The organism is Hymenobacter tenuis (assembly GCF_054780495.1).
The window spans coordinates 735,284-750,822 of the sequence record NZ_BAAGWF010000004.1 but is presented as its reverse complement, the minus strand read 5'-3'; the positions used below and the strand labels follow the sequence as shown (position 1 = coordinate 750,822).

Annotated in this window: 12 protein-coding genes; 1 reads left to right on the top strand and 11 read right to left on the bottom strand. The window is 53.8% G+C overall.

Annotation, left to right across the window (positions count from 1 at the left end; translation table 11 throughout):
- Window positions 1-105: 105 nt before the first annotated feature.
- Window positions 106-2,595 (top strand): TonB-dependent receptor, encoded by a 2,490-nt coding sequence (locus tag ACYVGU_RS16720; protein ID WP_460623001.1) that lies wholly within the window; start codon window positions 106-108, stop codon window positions 2,593-2,595.
- An 82-nt stretch (window positions 2,596-2,677) separates the two neighbouring features.
- On the opposite strand, the gene ACYVGU_RS16715 is transcribed toward ACYVGU_RS16720, so the two are convergent.
- From ACYVGU_RS16715 to ACYVGU_RS16665, 11 genes are all read right to left on the bottom strand, one after another.
- A complete protein-coding gene (locus tag ACYVGU_RS16715; RefSeq protein WP_460623000.1) occupies window positions 2,678-3,421 on the bottom strand; it encodes a shikimate dehydrogenase family protein in 744 nt (247 codons plus the stop codon).
- 92 nt (window positions 3,422-3,513) lie between these two features.
- Window positions 3,514-4,170, bottom strand: coding sequence for an SNARE-associated domain-containing protein (locus ACYVGU_RS16710; protein ID WP_460622999.1), 657 nt, complete (start codon window positions 4,168-4,170; stop codon window positions 3,514-3,516).
- Between the two features lie 83 nt (window positions 4,171-4,253).
- Window positions 4,254-4,913, bottom strand: coding sequence for a spermidine synthase (locus tag ACYVGU_RS16705; RefSeq protein ID WP_460613773.1), 660 nt, complete (start codon window positions 4,911-4,913; stop codon window positions 4,254-4,256).
- A 184-nt stretch (window positions 4,914-5,097) separates the two neighbouring features.
- Complete coding sequence (locus tag ACYVGU_RS16700; RefSeq protein WP_460622998.1) at window positions 5,098-6,009, bottom strand: TraB/GumN family protein; 912 nt, start codon at window positions 6,007-6,009, stop codon at window positions 5,098-5,100.
- Between the two features lie 161 nt (window positions 6,010-6,170).
- A complete protein-coding gene (locus ACYVGU_RS16695; protein WP_460622997.1) occupies window positions 6,171-7,514 on the bottom strand; it encodes a PQQ-dependent sugar dehydrogenase in 1,344 nt (447 codons plus the stop codon).
- Window positions 7,515-7,604: 90 nt separating this feature from the next.
- Window positions 7,605-8,561 (bottom strand): alpha/beta hydrolase, encoded by a 957-nt coding sequence (locus ACYVGU_RS16690; protein WP_460622996.1) that lies wholly within the window; start codon window positions 8,559-8,561, stop codon window positions 7,605-7,607.
- Between the two features lie 52 nt (window positions 8,562-8,613).
- A complete protein-coding gene (locus ACYVGU_RS16685; protein ID WP_460622995.1) occupies window positions 8,614-9,447 on the bottom strand; it encodes a phosphosulfolactate synthase in 834 nt (277 codons plus the stop codon).
- Window positions 9,448-9,620: 173 nt separating this feature from the next.
- Window positions 9,621-11,018, bottom strand: a complete 1,398-nt coding sequence (locus ACYVGU_RS16680; RefSeq protein WP_460622994.1) for a tetratricopeptide repeat protein — start codon at window positions 11,016-11,018, stop codon at window positions 9,621-9,623.
- Window positions 11,019-11,209: 191 nt separating this feature from the next.
- A complete protein-coding gene (locus ACYVGU_RS16675; RefSeq protein WP_460622993.1) occupies window positions 11,210-12,226 on the bottom strand; it encodes a Rossmann-fold NAD(P)-binding domain-containing protein in 1,017 nt (338 codons plus the stop codon).
- 46 nt (window positions 12,227-12,272) lie between these two features.
- A complete protein-coding gene (locus tag ACYVGU_RS16670) occupies window positions 12,273-13,037 on the bottom strand; it encodes a tyrosine-protein phosphatase (RefSeq protein WP_460622992.1) in 765 nt (254 codons plus the stop codon).
- An 18-nt stretch (window positions 13,038-13,055) separates the two neighbouring features.
- Window positions 13,056-15,503 (bottom strand): GumC family protein, encoded by a 2,448-nt coding sequence (locus tag ACYVGU_RS16665; RefSeq protein WP_460622991.1) that lies wholly within the window; start codon window positions 15,501-15,503, stop codon window positions 13,056-13,058.
- Between the last annotated feature and the right edge of the window lie 36 nt (window positions 15,504-15,539).

Genomic DNA, 15,539 nt, shown 5'->3' with positions numbered 1-15,539 from the left:
AGTAGCTTTGATGCGTTCTGCCACCGATTACTGCGGGCGGGACTCTATGCGGTGTTCTTCGGCCTGCGTGCTACCAGTGCTTTATCGTTTTCTTTTTCTCTATACATGAAACAATACGCTACCCTGCTATTGCTGGCCGTGTTAGCCGTGCCTGGTGTTCGGGCGCAAACCCCCACTACTGCTACTAGCCCTGCTAGCCCCGCAAAGGGCACTGGCCGCCTTACCGGAAGGGTGCTGGATGCGGCCACCCAAAAACCCATAGAGTTTGCTACTGTGGCGCTGCTACCGGCCGCCGGCACTACCCCCATTACGGGTGGCACCTGTGATGAGCAAGGTCGGTTTGAACTCAAGAACCTGCCTAGTGGCTCCTATCGGTTGCAGGTAAGTTTTGTAGGCTACGCCAGCCAGGTGCAGACCGTCACGCTCACGGAGCAGGCGCTGGATGTGGGCACGATTTCTCTGGCTGCCTCAGCCCAGAACCTGGCGGGCGTGACGGTAACTGGCGAGCGGCCTGTGATTGAAACCAAGCCTGACCGCTTGGTATACAATGCCGACCAAGATGCGACCAACGCCGGCGGTACGGCCGCCGATATCCTGCGCAAAACGCCCATGGTTAACCTCGACGGCGACGGCAATGTGCAGCTGCGCGGGACCAGCAACGTGCGTATCCTCATTAACAACAAGCCCTCGGCCTTGCTTTCCGGCAACCTGGCGGAGGCCCTCAAACAGATTCCGGCCGACCAGATCAAGGCCATTGAGGTAGTTACGGCACCTTCGGCGAAGTACGATGGTGAGGGCTCCGGTGGCGTTATCAATATTGTACTGAAAAAAAGCAGCCTACAGGGCGTGAACGGCAGCTTGGGCGCTAACACCGGCAACCGGAACCAGGGCCTGAACGGCAGCCTGAACGCGCGGCGCGGCAAGTTTGGCGTGAACACCAAGCTCAGTGCATTCCACAATGTGTACCCGTACAAGAGCAACAACACCCGCACCGATTTTCTGGCGGGCGGCGCCAGCGGACAGCTCACGGAGCGCACCGAGTCCAAGAACATTGGCGAGGGCGGCTACGGCCAGATGGAGCTTACCTACGACCCGTCGCCGTTGCACGGCTTCACGCTGAGCGGCAACGGCAACCTGTATAGCAGCCGCTCACCGCAAAGCTTGTTTAACCAGTACCTTGGGCAGCCGCAGCTGGATACGCTGTATGCGCGCGACATTAACCGGGGTGGTGAAAGCCGCAACTACGACCTGAACGCCGGCTACACCCGCACGTTTGGCGAAGCCCAGCCGCGCCGCGAATGGGCGGTACTAGCCCAGCATACGGTTAGCCGTAATAACCAGAACTACCGCCTCGACCAATATGGCGCGGCCGATATTTTGGGTGGCCCGCTGGAATACCGCGAGCAAAGCGCCAACCTGGCCCGCAACCTGGAAACCACGCTTCAAACCGACTACACGCACCCGCTCAGCGAAAAGAACACCCTGGAAACGGGCGCCAAGCTCATCCGCCGCCAAGTACTCAGCAACTATACCCTGGATACCATGCTAGTGGCCAGGCAAGCCGACTTCACGCGCAGCCTACGCCGCTCGAATGCCTTTGATTACAGTCAGAACGTGCTGGCCGCGTACGGCACCTACAACTTTGCACTAGGCAAGAAGTACTCGTTTAGCCTAGGCACGCGCCTGGAGCGAACCGCCATTGCCGGCGAGTTTCAGGGCGAGGAAAGCCGCTTTGAAAACGACTACTTGAATGTGCTGCCGAACCTGAGCGCGACCCGCACGCTCAAGAAGGACGGCCAAACCCTGCGCTTCAGCTACTCGCGCCGCATTCAGCGCCCGCACGTGTACTACCTGAACCCCTACGTCAACCAGATTACGCCCAACAGCATTCAGTACGGCAACCCGGAGCTGCGCCCCGAGCTAACAGACTCATATGAGCTAAGCTATGGTACCTACGGCGACAAAAGCTCTCTGAATGTGTCCACGTACATTCGCCACACGGGCAACTCTATTGAGCAGTTTTACCGCTACAATGAGGAACTGGCCCGCTCCGAAACCACCTTCGGCAACCTGGCTACTAACTCAACTTATGGCCTGAACCTCTACGGCTCGCTGAAGCCTACCAAAGACTGGAACATCAGCAGCAACATCAGCGCCGACTACACGCGCCTGAACAGTGTGGCCCTGAACCGTACCAGCAGCCGCATTTCCATGTTCACGAACTTGAACTCGTCGTTGAAGTTTGCTAAAAACTACACGCTGCAAGGCTACGGTGGCTTCTGGACGGGCGGCGTACAGCTCCAGACGCGCTACTCGGGCGGGATATACTATGGCCTGAGTATGAAGCGCATGCTACTTAAAGAGAAAGCCGACCTGACGCTGGGGGCCAACAACTTTCTCTCGCCCGGCCGCGAGTTCCGCAGCACTACCGTTACGGAGCAATTCAGCAGTGCCAGCAGCTTCTATCAGTACCAGCGCTCCGTGCGCCTAGCCTTCAACTACCGCTTCGGGAAGGTAGATGGCAGCGGACAGCGCCAGCGCCGCACCATCCGCAACGACGACTCCAAACAGGGTAGCAGCACCACTGGAGGCTAGCAAACTTAGGAACTCACAAAGCACAAAGGCCCGACTGAAACACTTCAGCCGGGCCTTTGTGCTTTGCTTGACTTGTGTGCTTCTACCCCTGCCAGATCTTCCAAGCGGCTTCAGCCTGAAGGCAGAGCATTTCAAACCCATTTTTGGTTTGGCCCCCGGCCGCCGCGCCGCGCTTCATAAATTCGGTTTCGCTGGGGTTATAGATGAGGTCGTAGAGGTAATGTTGGGCAGTAAGTGCCGTGTAATCGATGGGCGGGCACTCTTCTACATTCGGGACGGTACCCAGGGGCGTAGTATTGATGATAAGCTGGTGTTCCTGCAACAGGCGTGGCGTCAGCTCCTCGTACGTGAGCCCTGAGCCAAGCGGATTCCTGGACACTACCCAGTACCCCACGCCTAGCTCGCGCAGGGCAACCTCCACGGCTTTGGAGGCACCACCACTACCTAGTATCAATGCCCGAACCGTGGATAGCTCCCCTGCTGGCAGAAACGTGCGCACCGATTCGCGGAAGCCCAAATAATCGGTGTTGTGGCCTACTAGGCGACCATCGGCCTTAAACTCCACTACATTCACTGCACCCACCCTGGCCGCCGATGAAGCCACTTCATCCAGAAAAGGCCAGATCTGCTCTTTGTACGGAATGGTTACGTTGAGGCCACGTAGCTCCGGATGGCTGGCCAACAGGGCCGGTAGCTCGTCAAGCGTCGTCAGCTCAAACAGTTCGTACCGATGATCAGGCAACTCCAGATTGTGAAATTTCTGGGTAAAATAGGTTTGAGAAAAGGAATGACGCAGGGAGCGGCCAAGCAGTCCGAATTCAGGCATAACGCACGAGTAATTACACTGGAAAGCAACGAAAAAAACCGCCCCAACCCAAACGGGCGGAGGCGGCTTTTCTTAATTTGTTACAATACCCGTTACGCTACGGGCTGACGTGGCTTCTGGCGCGCTTTTACAAACTCCCATACCGCCGGCAACACCGACAGCACAATAATGGCCAGTACTACCAGGGAGAAGTTTTTCTGTACAATCGGAATCTGACCAAAGAAATAGCCGGCGCCCGTGAGCAGCACGACCCACAGCACCGCACCTACAATATTATAGGAGAGAAACTTGGTGTACTTCATAGTGCCTACCCCCGCCACAAAGGGCGCAAACGTACGGATGATAGGAATGAAGCGGGCCAGAATGATGGTTTTGGCGCCGTGCTTCTGATAAAACGCCTGGGTGCGCTCTAGGTGCTCACGCTTCAGAAACCGGGAGTTTTCGCGGAATACGCGCGGCCCCAGATAGTCACCAATGTGATAGTTGAGCGCATCGCCGAGCACAGCGGCTACAATCAGCAGGCCCATCATAACCCACACATTGAGTGGCGAGCCGGGCAGCGCCGCCAGGGAACCCGCCGCGAACAGAAGGGAGTCGCCGGGCAGAAAGGGCAGCACCACTACCCCCGTCTCGACGAAGATGATGAGGAAGAGAATGGCGTAGGTCCAGGCGCCATAATCCTGAATAATTTCAGCTAGGTGCTTATCTAGGTGCAGAATAAAGTCAAGCAGATGCTTCAGAATTTCCATAGAGCGGGGGTTGAGCCTACAAAGAAAGGGGTTTCTGCGTTGTAGCTTCTAGGTTGGCAGGTAGGTTTGATGATAATTCGGCCCTAGTCACGCACAACCAGCAGGCGGTTGTACTCCACCTCCACTTCTTTCACCCCAAATCCCTGCTCCAGCAAGTACAGACTGACTTCCTGCTCCTTGATATACAGGGGCGCCTGCACCAACGTGTTGAAGAGCACGGCCCCTTCAGGCTGTAGCACACGCCGTATTTCCTGCCAGAACTCAGGTGTTGCTAGCCCCTTCGGGAGCGTAAGGTCAATAAACAGGTCAATAACAATCAGGCCGTAAGCGGCTGTTGGGGCCGTAGGTAGCCACGCAAAGGCATCGGTGCAGATGATGTGCAGCTGCGCATCTTCCCGGATGCCAAACTCAGCTGCCGCTAGCTCCACCACCGCCGGGTCCAGCTCAATGGCCGTGATAGGGCCAGTATGCCGGTGCTCCTGCCGCAGCGTTTCAATCACTGAGCCGCCGCCCATACCCAGCACGAGCACCGGTGTATGGGGCTTAGTATCTGTGAACCGAAGCCCGTAGCGCAGCACTTGTTGCAGGGGGCCGTAGCTGTAGTTAGCCAGTTCCGTATCGAGGGTTTTGCGGCCCTGGTGCAGGCGCACCATCAGGGAGTTACTGTAGCGCGACGGCACCTGCCGCTTCAGGGGCATAGCGTAGCTCAACCAATACCGAAGTGACGTCAGCAGCTTGTTCATGAACGACAAACATACGGCCTACGACCTTAGCACGTGCCGTTCGCTAGGCCCCCTCACCGCCCAAAGCCGAAACAGCTGGCGTACTGACCAAGGAGGTACTACCCCTACTCGAGCGCCCCAACCGTTTCGGCTTTAGCTTGTATGTGTGTTGCGTTGGTGCCTGTTGGCGCCCGTGTGCTGGGTGCTATTGCACCGGCTTCACCTGGTAGCCCTGCCGGCGCAGCAGGTTTAGTACGCCTTGTGGCCCGCCGAGGTGAGCAGCGCCCACGGCGAAAAAAGTAGGTTGTGCGGTAGCCTGCTTTTCCATGCGGGCAATCCACTGCTGGTTGCGGCTGTCCAGCAGCATCTGCTCATATTCCTGAAACCCAAAGGAGCTTTTGCTGCTCATGGTGCGCAGCTCTTCCACGTTCTGCGCTTTGTAGAGGGCTAGCAACTGCTGAAACTCCTGCTGGGCTTCGGCTTCTTTCAGCACCATATCCGTGAGCATTTTGCTTTGCACCGCGTACGGAATCTTATCAAAGAAGCCGAGCTGCTCCTGCACTGTTTCGAGGCCGGTTACTTCCTTGTGCTGCTCCTGAGCCAGTTTGACGAAGGTGGTTTCGTAGCTGGCCGGCGTACAGCCCAGCATAGCCGGATACAGCAGAGAGCTCACAATAAAGGGCTTCAGCATCCCGATTTGCGCAATCGGAATACCGGCTTTGGCTTTCAGATAGTCGCCTACGCGGGCGTAGTCGGCGGCGGGCAGAAGCTTTTCCAAGGTCTGGCCGTCGGTCATCATCATGCCGGCTTGCATTTCCTGCATCATGGTGGGGCTGTCCATGTCCAGCTCCATCACTACCTGCTTGGTGCGGGCAAAGGCCTGCTTAAGCGGCTCCGTCAGCTGCAAATCCTGGGGGCAAATGAGGTGAATGGTGCCGTACAGGTACGAAGGCTGCGCCAGGCCTTTCCCCGATACTTCCCACAGCAGTGCATTCACCGGAGCCGCCACGGTAGTTTTGTCGCCTGGTTTGGTCTTGACTTTTACTTTCTGGGCTTGGCTGACAAGCGAGGCAAGCAGCAGGGCAGCCACTAGGGCAGTTTGGCGTAGCATCTTCATACAGGCAAGGTAACCGTTTCCCAGCAGGTTGCTCACCCGAAAGCAGCTAGTAGTAGCGTACAGGCTATTTTAGAACCACAGCCACAAGCGGCAGCTACCAAAACGGCCTCCCGCCGCAGATGCAGCAGGAGGCCGAGTACTAGGCATCAACTGGCCGTAAACTACTTCACAGCTATGCGCCAGAGTGTATCGGCGGCATCATCGGCTATCAGCAGGGCACCATCCGGAAGCACCGTAACGCCTACGGGCCGACCGTACACTTCTTTTTCTTCGGGATTGGCAATGAAGCCGGTCAGGAAATCCTGCATCGGGCCGCTGGGTTTACCGCCTTCAAAGGGCACGTACACCACCTTGTAGCCCGAAAACTCTGAGCGGTTCCAGGAGCCGTGCTGACCAATGAACGCGCCACTACGGTACTGCGCCGGAAACGCCTGCCCTTTGTAAAACGCTAAACCTAGCGAAGCAGTGTGCGGGCCCAGCGGCACCTCCGGCACTACGGCTTTCTGTACCAAGTCGGGCCGTTCGCCTTTGCGGCGCGGGTCTTCGTTCTGCCCGAAATACGAGTAAGGCCAGCCATAGAACGCACCGGGCTTCACACTGGTCAGGTAATCCGGCACGAGTTCGTCGCCAAGCTCGTCGCGCTCATTTACGGCGGCCCACAAGGTTTGCGTGCCGGGCGCCCAATCGAGGCCCACGGGGTTGCGCAGGCCGGCGGCATACACTTTCTCACCGCTACCATCGGGGTTGATTTCCAGCACATTGGCCCGGCGCTCTTCTTCTTTCATGCCGTGCTCCGCCACGTTTGATGCCGAGCCCACCGACACATATATCTTCTTGCCATCGGGACCAGCCAGCAAGTTGCGCGTCCAGTGATTGTTGTAGCCGCCCGCGGGCAGAGTCATGATTTTCTCGCCCTTACTGGTAATCTTGGTTTGCCCTGATTGGTAGGGGTAGCGCCACACACCGTCGGTGTTGGCTACGTAGAAGTACTTATCCAGCACCAGCATCCCGAAGGGCTGGTTTAAGTTAGCCAGAAACGTTTCGCGGGTTTCCGGCTTGCCGTCCTTGTTAGCATCGCGCAGCAGGGTAATGCGGTTGGCACTGGTTGCCCGCAAGGAGCGGGAAGGATCCAGGTCCAGCGCAGCCACCACTTTCTTCTTGGCGTCGTTCGGGATGGTGTTGGACTCGGCTACCAGCACGTCTCCGTTGGGCAGCACGTATGTATTGCGCGGACTCTCAAAGCCATCAGCATATTTCGTCACCACAAAGCCGGCCGGAGCCGTAGGCATTTTGCCCGCGGGCCAGCCAATTACTTTGCTGCGTTTCGTTTTCGATTCGGTAGCATAGGGCTTGGGCAGGTTCACAGGGGTAGCCTCCGTAGCAACCGTAGTGGCGGGAGTCGTGGCGGCCGCTTCGGCCTTTTCTTGCTTGGAAGGGCCGCTGCACGAGGAGGCCACAACTCCCGCTAGAAGGGCCAATGCAGAGCCTGGAATAATTCGGTTCATTACAGTAAGAATAGAAGTCCACAAAAGCACAACCGGCTAAGGCTGGGCTTTTCTCTTACTGCTTTGCTGCTGTTCAGGTTGGCTTCTGGGCTAGAGTTTACGCTTGCTGCGGGACGGTGGGGCCAGCAAAAACTCCAGGGGCACGGGCAGCCGCTGTTGCCAGGAAGCTTCGTTGTGGGCGGCGCCTTCGTATTTGCGCGTCATCCAGTTTCGCGCGGAGTAGCCTTTAGCTCGCAACAAGCTATCTACCCGCAGCTGGTGCACTTCATACCACGCATCAAGGGTAGTAGTGCCATAGTCGAAGTATAGCTTAGGCGCCCGCCGATTCGCTTGCGGCAAGTTTTTATCCAGGTAAGTCAGCATAGCCTCCGTGAAAGCCGACGAGTTTTCCTTTAAGCTCAGGGGCCAATGCGTGGAAACGCACGCCGCGCCACCAAACACCTTGGGATATTTCAGCGCGGCGTACAGCGAAATCAAGCCACCCATACTGGAGCCGGCCACAAAGGTATCGGTGCGCTTGCGGCTGGTGGCGTAGTGCTGATCGAGGTAGGGCTTGAGCTCCGTCACCAGAAACTGCAGGTAGGCGTCCGACAACGGCGCGCCGGCTCGTTCGGTTGCCAGCTTGGCACGTTGCGCTTCGGGAAGGAGGTAGTAGGGTTTGGCCGGCGTGTATTCCTGAAACCGCAGCTCCGTATTCCAGATACCCACCACAATGCATTCCCGCACAGTTCCGCGCCCGGCCAGTTGCACAAGGGCACTGTCTACTTCCCAGGCCGTGCCGCCGTAGGCAGTTTTAGGGTTAAACAGGTTTTGCCCATCGTGCATGTACAGCACGGGGTAGCGGTAGCCTGGCTTCGGGTAGCCGGGTGGCAGCCAGATGTCTACGTTGCGCGACTTCACTAGCTTCGACTGAAAGCCCGGCAAATGCTCCACCCGCGGCGTTTTCTGCGCCTGAGTTCCTAGGGCGCTCAGCAGCGCAAACCATACAATCACTAGCCGTAACAGCATCACAAAGTGGTAAGTGTTAATACTAAAAAAGACCGTCATGCTACGGTAGTCGAAGCATGACGGTCTTATGGTTAGGGGCACCTAGTAGCTTCTAGCCGCGGGGCATGGAGGTACCGGGCTTGCCCGATACTTTGGGCTCCGGCTTGAACATCTCGTCAACCGCGTCCATGTCCAGGAAATCCGTGAACGTGTCGCCGCGCAGGCCCAACCGAATGGTTTCGAGGCTGATGATTTCGTTCGGCGCAATGTTGCCCAGGTTCACGTTGGCGCCCAGCAGCTTGATAAACCACACTTGCTGCGCTTTCTGGGGCGCTTCCCAAATGATTTTCTCGAATGGAATCTGAGTCAGAATCTCTTCTACGAGGCCCGAGCGCACCTCACCGGTGCTCCGGAACAAGCCTACATTACCTGCCTCGCGAGCCTCACCGATAACTTTAACGGCGCCGGCTTCCAGCTCCGTTTTCATCTGCGAAATCCACTTGTAGGGCGGAATGATTTTCTCGGCATCCTTTGAGCCTACCTCCGACAGCACCTTCACATCCTTGGAAAGGGTACGAATAAACTCCAGTTTCTTGTCGTGGTTCAGGTCAATGGAGCCATCTGACACCTCGGCGTATTCCATCCCGAACTCTTCCAGCAACCGACGATAGTCATCGAACTGGTTGCGAATAATAAACGCCTCAAACAACGTTCCGCCGAAGTACACCGGAATACCTGCCTCCTTATACACGGCCAGCTTGCGCTTCAGGTTCGGGTTCACGTAGGACGTCGCCCAGCCCAGCTTCACAATGTCCGTGTAGGCCGCTCCCACTTCCAGAAAGTCTTCTGTTTCGCGCACGCTGAGGCCTTTATCCATTACCATGGTAAAGCCTTGCTCGCGGGGTTTTTCGGTCCGTTCGGGGAGTTGATTCAGGTTGTAATTCATTCTCTAGGGTCTTAAAGGACGTAAAGGTCAACAGGAATTTAGTATCTGGCGCCACAACTAAATAGCCTCGACACTAGGGCCAAAAGTACGCCCGAATTCTGTAACCGTTCACAAAAGGACTGGGGCCTGGGCCCCATTACGGTTCCCAGGCCCCAGCCCTTCAAACGTGCAGCCTACTTCCGATACTGATCAATCAGGCGCGCCAGTGCCTTCTGCGACTCTAGCTCGGGGAAATATTCAAACAGCAAACGGTGCTTATCAAAGTCCAGCACCAGCGCATTTTCCAGGCACTGGTAGGCTTCGCGGTAGCGGCCACCCGCCAGCAAATACGCGCACAGGCGGTAGTGCAGTTCAGCCTCCAGGGGCTGAATTTCCACGGCGTTGCGCATCAGGTCAATGGCCCCATCAAAGTTGCCTTGCTCATACAGGATAATGCTCCAGTTCAGCCAAGCGTCTTTGCTATCGGGTGCCACCTCAGTGGCTTTCTCATAGGCTTCGATGGACGATACTACATTACCAATCTGGTATTCCGCAGCCGCCAAGGCCAGCCAATATTCAATGCTTTCCTCGTAGAGGCTCACGGCCTTGCGGAAGAAGTGAATGGCCTCGAAGAACTTCTCCTGCACGTTCATCACGATGCCCATGCCAAACCAGGCTTCGTCCATTTCGGGGTCCTGGTCAATGGCCCGCTGATAGAACCGGCGCGCCAAATCCCATTCGGCTAGCTTCTCATGGCACTCGCCAATGTTGCACAACGCTTCCGGGCTAGGCTCGCCTTCGGGGTAGCTCAGCTCAAACTCACTAATGGCTGCGCGGTAACGCTCCTGGGTGACATATACGCTGGCCAAGAAGCCATGCGCCTCATGGAATTTCCCGTCAATCAGAATGGCATACTCGAAAGCGCTGATAGCATCATCTAGGTTGCCGGAGCGGTAGTATGCCTGGCCCAGGTTGTACCACGCCACTGCCGAATAAGGGTCTTCATCTGTGAAACGGCGGAAAAACTCCAGATTTTTCTCTAGTCGCTCGCTTACCTCCAGGCAATACAGCAGCTCCTGTACCGCTATATCATTGTCGGGGTTCAGGCGAAGGCTTTGCTTGTAATACTTGGCGGCGCTCTTATACTTCTGCCAGCTCTGGTAAGCTAGCCCAAGGTTGAAATAGATATCGTCGCGGTCCTGCGCTCGTTCTGAAGCCTGATGAAAAAACGCCACGGCCTCCGCAAAGTCACCTTTCTGGGTAGCAATGATTCCACGCGTAACGGCCACATCCGGATTATCCGGCTCTAAGTGCGCTACGTCCTCAATTTGCGTACTGGCAGCAGCGTACTCGCCTTTCATAGCCAGTACCTGTGAGCGGTCAATCAGGAGTTCCGTGCTGAACGGATACTGCGCAATGGCTGCTTCGCAGGCTTGCAGAGCCTTTTCGTACAGCGTATTGGTAGTGTAATGGTCAATTATGTTTTCAAAATCAGCCAGGTCAAAAAACACCGGCTCATTATTAGCCACCATGTGCTCGAAACGGCGCACAGTAGCTAGTATTTCATCCTGATCCTCGAAGTTTTCGTTCATTCTCATCCTGCTACAATCAACACGGAGCCGCCAAAACGGCAGACTTCGTGGGTGGGCGTAGGCTGTTTGCTATACAAACAGCCTACGCCCTTAATATACAACAACCGCACCGGAGCTAAGCAGGTTCAGGCAGGAATATCTGGCGTTACTAGGCAGCCTAACTTCGCCAACCCAACTACTTTACTTCCGAACTAGTTGGCCTGTTCTGCTACCGTAGTGTGAGCGCCCAACCCGGCGCAGCACCATGCAATAGTTTCTGACACGGGCCGAAATTCCAGGTTCAGGGCTTTTTTAATTTTATCAGAGCGATACTCCACGGCGCGCCTTCCCGCCCGGGCAGTGTCTTTGGTAATCAGGGGCCGGGCTCCGGTTAGCATGGAGCGCACATGTTCTACTCGCCAAATCGTTTCGGCGGCCCATTCCGGCACTGCTACACTGGGTGCCCGCTTACCAAAGCAAGCAGCGGCCTGCGTCAGGAAGCTATGCAGCGGAATTGCTGCTGCATTCAGCACGTACCGCTCCCCACTACTGTCAGAATCGAGCGTCAGGCGAAGCAGTGCTTCCACCACATCCCGCACATCCACTACATTGATATTCCCGGGGGTGTAGAAGCGGTGTTCGTTGTAGGCATATCGGAACAACCGCGTGCTGCTTCGGTCCCAGTCAGCAGGGCCCAGTATAACAGATGGGTTGACCATAACAGCGCGCAGTCCTTCTGAAATACCACGCCAAACTTCCAGCTCACCGAGGTACTTAGAGGTTGCATACGCGTTGTGCTCAGCACCCAAGTCCCATTTGGCATTCTCATCTATCAGCAGTGGGCCAGCTGTCGGTTGTTCGTCGGTTGGTGTTATTCCGCCCCCTAGTGCCGCTACCGAGGAAACAAAGCCGAGGCGCAGGCCGGGCCGCTCTAGGCAGGCGTCTACTAGGTTCGCGGCACCTTCTACGTTTATTTGCAACAGCGCCTCTTCATCCTGCGGCGCATACGACACAAGGCCAGCACAGTGAAATACGTGTGTAACGCCTTCTAAGGCCGTACGCAACCCTAGCCCATCCCTTATATCACCCGGCACCCATTCTACTTGGTCAGCATTGGGTATATCCGGAATCTGCTCCCGATACAGGGCGCGTACAGGCAGCCCGCGAGCTACCAGCGCCGATATCAGAAAGCTACCTACTAGGCCACTGCCACCAGTAACAAATATCATCGAGCGGAAATGGGCTAGTGAAAGAGAAGTACTAGGGGGTTGGGAACTATAAAGTATTATTAAGAAGCGGAAGCGCCAGCACCTTCGGCAAATATGGATTAGCCAGCACCTTCGTCCGGATGTTGTCCAGATGCTTCACATTATGGGCATCAGTTCCAACCATATCTACCATACCCGCGTCCACTAGCTTTTCTGCCACTCGCTTCGCTCCCGAGGAATAATACCCTACCAGCGAGTTGAGGTTTACTTGTAGCAGTACTCCTTCCTCCCGTATTCTGATCAGTTCCTCGAAACGCCCATACAGGTAAGTATACCGCTCCGGATGGGCTAATACGGGCTGGTACCCCGAGGCTTTCAGATTGAAAACTGTTTCCTGAAAGTTGAAGGGCTCGTTGATGTACGACGTTTCAAACAGGACATAACGCTGGTCGCCCCCGAAGCTGAGCAACTCTTCTCCGGAGTTCATTTTCTCAGCAAACCATTCATCCAGGTAATATTCGGCCGCGCATTCCAAGGTCATGCCCGTGATACCCGCCGCCAAAGCGGCCCGTTTCAAAACCTCAAGTGATTCCTTAATTTGAGCAGGCGTATTGCGGTAAAAGTCACCCATGATGTGCGGCGTCATTACCAACTTGTGGTACCCCAGTTCCTGCAGTTGCCGCAGCAGTTCTACTGACTGTTCAACCGTTTCCGCTCCATCATCAAGCCCAGGCAGCAAATGAGAATGCATATCAACGCCCAACGGAGCCAGCGTTATGCTGGCTCCGTTGTCGTGTGCAGTTTGCCCGAATAATTTCTGAAAGAATGACATTACTAGCGCCGCATGGAATTAGGATGCGCGCTTTCGAAAGCGGGAGAATAAGCCTTTTGCTACCGTCGGCTCCTCATAATATCCTTGGCCATAGCCATAGCCATACCCGTAACCATACTCATAGCCTCCACCACCTTGGGCATCATTCAAAATAGTGCACAGTTTGGTAAAACCATTTGTCCGAATTAATTTATTAATGTTTTTCAGATATGATTTCTTAGAATAGTTAGCTCTAACAATATAAATAGGAACATCCGCCTTTCTCATAATAAGAATACCATCGGTTACTAAACCCACAGGAGGCGTATCAATAATCACAACATCATACTGCATATGAAGATTATTAATAAGCTCATCAAAGTGAGAACTCAAAATTAACTCAGAAGGGTTTGGAGGCGTCGGACCCGCTGAAATAAAATCAAGGGTCGGAATGGAAGTGTGCTGGATACACTCCTGCCACGTATGCTTTTCAATTAAAATAGTACTTACCCCCTTAATGTTTTCAGCATTAAAAGCCAAATTCACTTTAGGCTTCCGCATATCAAGATCCAGTACGACCACGCGCTGATCTGAAGCAGCAATAATCCCCGCCAAGTTAACAGTAACGAAAGTCTTACCTTCCCCGCTCACAGTAGAGGTAATAGAAATAAGCCGTTTCTTTTTGGAAGAAGCAACAAATTCCAAATTAGTACGAATCGAGCGAATTGATTCTGAAATAGCTGACTTTGGATTCTTATCCACTACCAATTTAGAGACACTCATTTTTTCTCTATCATACGTAGGGATAATACCTAAAACAGATGCCGTAGTATTTCTCTCTAATTCTTTGGCACTGGTTACCGTATTGTGCAATAAATACCGAACGGCTATTAAGCCTAAACCTAGTACAATTCCAGCAGCCAAGCCAATGGCATACACCATCATTTTAACCGGCGCAATTGGAACGCTAGGTGTAGTAGCAGGAGATAGAATTTGAAAATCGGCAGTGGCTCCAGCCATCTCGATACCAAATTCGATTTTCTTATCCATCATGTTGACGTTGTATTTCTCATACAACTCCAAGGGACGCTGTAAACGCGCTTGTTCCGTCTGCCTCTCCGGCAACTGGCGTAGCCGTCCCTCCAATTCCGCTCTTTTAGCATCCATCTTGGCTAGCTGCCTCCGGATCAGCTGTTGGTTTTTCTGTAGCAATTCCCGAATAATTCGTTTCGTATTCGTGATTTGCAATTCTTTCGTCTGCAGAGCAGTGGTAGCACCTGGCTGATAAGATAATTCTGCCCGTTGCAAATCAATCTGCAAGTTGCTCAAGTCTGTAATACGCTGTGTTAACTGAACGTCCTTGAGTTCTGCTAATGCAGGAATTGCCTGTGTTACATCGCCATCCTCTCTGGTTGTAATTTGCTTTTGCTCAATTAATACGGCTAAGCTTGCCAGCATGTCCGCCTGCTCCTGTAGTTTCTCGCGCTCCTCCTCTGCTGTTTCTAGCAAAGTAGTAATCTGACCTACTTCTTCTTTGACATCATAGGTACCGTTTCTCTTGACAAAAGCCTGCATTTCTTCCTCAGCCTTTTGCAAATCCTGCTTATTCTCCCCTAATCGATCATCAATATAGCGAGTAGCACGGGCGGCCTGCTCCTTTTTCCGTTCTAGCTTCTCTACCAGATAAACTGAATCAGTCTTATTAACTATATCACGTGCTTTTACTGGATTATGATCCGTAAAAGAAATACCTATTGTACTAGCATCAATATTTACAATTTCAACCAATAAGTTTTGGCTTAAATATGCATTGAGACTTGCATCATCATTGATTACAAAGGAATATTCTCTACCAGCAACTTCCGGATTAAAGAACGCAGTAGGGTAGATTCTCAGCTTAAATCCTAAAATTGAGATTTGTTCTCCGATGATGTACTCACCAGATTGCTCGGCATCATTAACGACCCAGTGCAAACGAACACGACTATTAGGCAAAAATTGTACCCCTACTTTAGTATTGTAGTGTGCATCTTGGCTAGCTGTGTATTCTATTCGAAACGGAGAATTTTTATATAGTTCACTTTCAAGCACTGTTCCTTGCACGTAATAATTGACAGCAAGGCGTAATGAATCTTTCAGTTGCCTATAGATAATATCAGACTTAATAAGCTCAACTTCACCAGAAAGATTAGTAATGCTTTGCTGCTTTTCCGCTGCCCCTCCAATTGTGCCTAATCCTAGAACACCTGCTTCAGTTTTCTCATCTATCTTAATAGTTGAGGAGGACTTATATATAGGTTGGGTATAGCGTAAAAACAACCAAGAAGCTGTTAGGCCAAGTAAAATAAGCAGTAGCATCCATGGCAGGCTTTTACGCACTACCATGAAAAGTATGGTCAAGTCAAACCCTCCGCCTTCGTCCTCGTCTGGCTCAGCTCCTGAATTACGAATTAGTTCTTCCAGTTCAGCTTCTTCTTTCGCCGCCATGTAGTAATGAGTAGTAAAAATTGCCTTCAGCGAAAC

Bases quoted from the DNA above. Each gene is read 5' to 3' on its own strand.
- ACYVGU_RS16720 (WP_460623001.1), top strand. From the start codon at position 106: ATGAAACAATACGCTACCCTGCTATTGCTGGCCGTGTTAGCCGTGCCT.
- ACYVGU_RS16715 (WP_460623000.1), bottom strand. From the start codon at position 3,421: ATGCCTGAATTCGGACTGCTTGGCCGCTCCCTGCGTCATTCCTTTTCT.
- ACYVGU_RS16710 (WP_460622999.1), bottom strand. From the start codon at position 4,170: ATGGAAATTCTGAAGCATCTGCTTGACTTTATTCTGCACCTAGATAAG.
- ACYVGU_RS16705 (WP_460613773.1), bottom strand. From the start codon at position 4,913: ATGAACAAGCTGCTGACGTCACTTCGGTATTGGTTGAGCTACGCTATG.
- ACYVGU_RS16700 (WP_460622998.1), bottom strand. From the start codon at position 6,009: ATGAAGATGCTACGCCAAACTGCCCTAGTGGCTGCCCTGCTGCTTGCC.
- ACYVGU_RS16695 (WP_460622997.1), bottom strand. From the start codon at position 7,514: ATGAACCGAATTATTCCAGGCTCTGCATTGGCCCTTCTAGCGGGAGTT.
- ACYVGU_RS16690 (WP_460622996.1), bottom strand. From the start codon at position 8,561: ATGACGGTCTTTTTTAGTATTAACACTTACCACTTTGTGATGCTGTTA.
- ACYVGU_RS16685 (WP_460622995.1), bottom strand. From the start codon at position 9,447: ATGAATTACAACCTGAATCAACTCCCCGAACGGACCGAAAAACCCCGC.
- ACYVGU_RS16680 (WP_460622994.1), bottom strand. From the start codon at position 11,018: ATGAACGAAAACTTCGAGGATCAGGATGAAATACTAGCTACTGTGCGC.
- ACYVGU_RS16675 (WP_460622993.1), bottom strand. From the start codon at position 12,226: ATGATATTTGTTACTGGTGGCAGTGGCCTAGTAGGTAGCTTTCTGATA.
- ACYVGU_RS16670 (WP_460622992.1), bottom strand. From the start codon at position 13,037: ATGTCATTCTTTCAGAAATTATTCGGGCAAACTGCACACGACAACGGA.
- ACYVGU_RS16665 (WP_460622991.1), bottom strand. From the start codon at position 15,503: ATGGCGGCGAAAGAAGAAGCTGAACTGGAAGAACTAATTCGTAATTCA.